We start from the raw sequence: 2,819 nt of genomic DNA on the forward strand, positions 1-2,819 counted from the left end.
CCGCGACCTTGGTGGCATTGCAGCCGGTGTCGAAGCACTGGCCGCGGAACACCTTGCCGATGCTGTCCGGCAGGCCGCTAACGGCCACACCGAAGTTCTCGTGTGAATCGCCGCCATGATGGAGCCAATCCGTCGCCGGCGTAATGGCGCCACCAGATCTTCGGCGTAATGGCGCCAGGGGATCACCGGCGTAATGGAGCCGGCGAATCTTCGGCATAAAGGCGCCAGCAGATCGCCGCCGTAATGGAGCCACTGCCTGGCTCGGGCTCGAACTTTCAATGACCGCTACGCTTCCGGCTTTTAGCCGGAAGGGAGCATGAACAGAAGGTTCGAGATGTTTCATTACCGACAGGTCCTGGTGCGGATGCGCCAGGGCGATTCTGACCGGGACATCGCCCGGTCCAAGACGATGGGCCGGCGCAAGCTGGCCCTGGTTCGAGAGACCGCGAGCAACCGGGGCTGGCTAGCTCCCGACACCCCGTTGCCTACCGACGCTGAGCTGGCCGAGGCGTTCAGCCGCGACAGCATGGCGGCGCCGTTGCCCCCCAGTTGCGTGTCGCCGCTGGAAGCATGGCGCGAACAGATCGTGCAGTGGCATGCGGCCGGCATTCAGGGCACGACGATTCTCAGCGCCCTTGAGCGCAACCACGGCTACCGCGGCAGCACGTCGTCGATTTACCGTTTCCTCAAGCAGATCAAGGCGGCGGAGATCCCGGACGTGCCGATGCGGCTGGAGTTCAAGCCCGGCGAGGCCGCGCAGATCGACTTCGGCGCCGGCCCAACGCTCACCGATGTGTACACCGGCGAGATCCACAAGACCTGGTACTTCGTCATGACGCTGTGCTGGTCCCGGCATCAGTACGTCGAGCTCGTGCGCGACCAGACCATTGCCACTTGGCTGCAGTGTCACCGACATGCCTTCGAATGGTTCCATGGGGTGCCGGCGCGGCTCATCATCGATAACCCCAAGTGCGCCATCATCAGGGCCTGCCTGTATGAGCCGGAAGTCCAGCGGGCCTACGCCCAATGTGCCGAGGGCTATGGCTTCCGCATTGATCCCTGTCCGCCACGGGATCCACAGAAGAAGGGCATCGTGGAATCGGGCGTCAAGTACGTAAAGAACAGCTTCGGGCCGCTGCGCGACTTCCGCGACCTCGCCGATGCCAACCGCCAGGTGCGCGCCTGGGTCATGGCTGAGGCCGGCATTCGTATCCACGGCACTACGCGCCAGCAGCCTCTGGTCAGCTTCACCGGCACTGAACAAGGCCTGTTGCTGCCGTTACCGGCAGTGGCGCCCGAGTTGGCGACCTGGGGCCGAGTGAAGGTACACCGGGATGGCCACGTTCAGTTCGAGCGGGCCTATTACTCGGCGCCGTTCCGGCTGGCCGGCAAGTCGCTGTGGCTCAAGGCTACGGTGACGATGGTGCATCTGTATGAGGAACACATCCTGGTTGCTACGCACTTGCGACAGGGTGCGCCCGGCGCCCGCAGTACCGTCACCGACCATCTGCCACCCGAGGCACAGGCTTGGCAATTACACGATGTCCAGTGGTGCTTGCGCGAGGCCAAGCGCATCGGTCCGTCCTGTTCCGCCCTGGTGCGCGTGCTGTTCGGCGATCGAGTTCTGATCAAGCTGCGTGCTGTCCAAGGCCTGTTGCGGTTCGCACAGCAATACAGCGACGAACGGCTGGAAGCCGCCTGCCGGCGGGCCAACCACTTCGGCACGCCCAACTACGGCGCGGTCAAGCAGATCCTGGCCAAGGGGCTGGATCTCGAGCCAGCGCCCACGGTCGGCACGCTGGCCACCACCTACACCCAAGGCGGCCGCTTCTGCCGCGACACCCAGACACTGCTTCTTCATTGAATCCCATGAATCCGATCCCCGAACTCTCCTCCGCCCTCAAGCAACTGCGCCTGTCTGGCGTTCTCGACACGCTGGAAGTACGCAATCGCGAAGCCATCGAGCGCCAGTTGGCCCACACCGACTTCCTCGCCTTGCTTGTCCACGACGAGCTGGCTCGTCGGGACCAGAAGAAACTCAGCCAACGCGTACGCCGCGCCAGCTTCCGTGGGGAGAAGACCCTGGAGGGCTTCGACTTCGACCGCCTGCCCAACCTGAACCGGGCGACCGTCTATGACCTGGCCACCGGCCGCTACATTGAGGAGAAGGTCTGCATCCTGATCGCCGGCCCGTGCGGGACCGGCAAGAGCCACTTGGCACAGGCGCTGGGGCATGCCGCCGTCCGCCAGGGACACGACGTCCTGTTCACCACCCAGACGCAGTTGCTTCGCACTCTGCGACAAGCCGAGGCCGTCGGCACATACGAACGCCGCTTCCAGGCACTCGCAAGGCTACCACTCCTCATCATCGACGACTTCGGCCTCAAGCCGCTGCGCACGCCGGACGACGAACTGCTCCACGATCTGATCGCCGAGCGCTACGAGCGGGGCTCCACCATCTTGACCAGTAACCTGGACTTCGGCGAGTGGGGAGACGCCTTCGCTAGCAACAAGATCCTGGGCGCTGCCACGCTCGACCGCTTGCGTCACGGCGCCTATCGGGTCGTCCTCGACGGCGAGAGCTATCGCGCGCCCAGGGCCATGCCCGAGCAGCCCAAATCAGCCATTGAAAAAGGAGGGAAAAACCGCCATTCTTGAGGCCCGTTCGAGACCGATCCAGGCGACTCCGCCTGGCTCCATTACGCCGAAGATGCCCGGCTCCTTTATGCCGGCGATCGACATCTCGCAAGCGTGGCAGGCTTTCGCCTGGTCCTCGCCAACGCCTGTTGGGCCGTCAACCACCAGTTGGACACGGGTAT

Annotated in this window: 4 protein-coding genes; 2 read left to right on the forward strand and 2 right to left on the reverse strand. The window is 64.2% G+C overall.

Features of this window, described 5'->3' with window-relative positions; all coding sequences use genetic code 11:
- On the reverse strand, positions 1-343 hold a 343-nt coding region (locus CF70_RS35775; RefSeq protein ID WP_152561737.1), incomplete at its 3' end, for a hypothetical protein.
- On the opposite strand from CF70_RS35775, the gene istA reads away from it, so the two are divergent.
- Together istA and istB are read left to right on the forward strand one after the other, a co-directional pair.
- A complete protein-coding gene (istA, locus tag CF70_RS08495) occupies positions 335-1,864 on the forward strand; it encodes an IS21 family transposase (protein ID WP_035863026.1) in 1,530 nt (509 codons plus the stop codon). The two genes, CF70_RS35775 and istA, sit on opposite strands and share 9 nt — an antisense overlap.
- Positions 1,865-1,869: 5 nt before the next feature.
- Positions 1,870-2,658, forward strand: a complete 789-nt coding sequence (gene istB, locus CF70_RS08500; protein ID WP_035863028.1) for an IS21-like element helper ATPase IstB — start codon at positions 1,870-1,872, stop codon at positions 2,656-2,658.
- Here the strand turns inward: istB and CF70_RS37545 are convergent.
- The coding region (locus tag CF70_RS37545) for a hypothetical protein (RefSeq protein WP_235184948.1) at positions 2,620-2,819 on the reverse strand (200 nt) is incomplete at its 5' end. The genes istB and CF70_RS37545 overlap by 39 nt on opposite strands.

Origin of the sequence: Cupriavidus sp. SK-3 (genome assembly GCF_000611145.1) — a bacterium.
Classification (GTDB): Bacteria; Pseudomonadota; Gammaproteobacteria; order Burkholderiales; family Burkholderiaceae; genus Cupriavidus.

Coding starts and splice junctions, on each gene's coding strand:
- istA (WP_035863026.1), top strand. CDS start 335: ATGTTTCATTACCGACAGGTCCTGGTGCGGATGCGCCAGGGCGATTCT.
- istB (WP_035863028.1), top strand. CDS start 1,870: ATGAATCCGATCCCCGAACTCTCCTCCGCCCTCAAGCAACTGCGCCTG.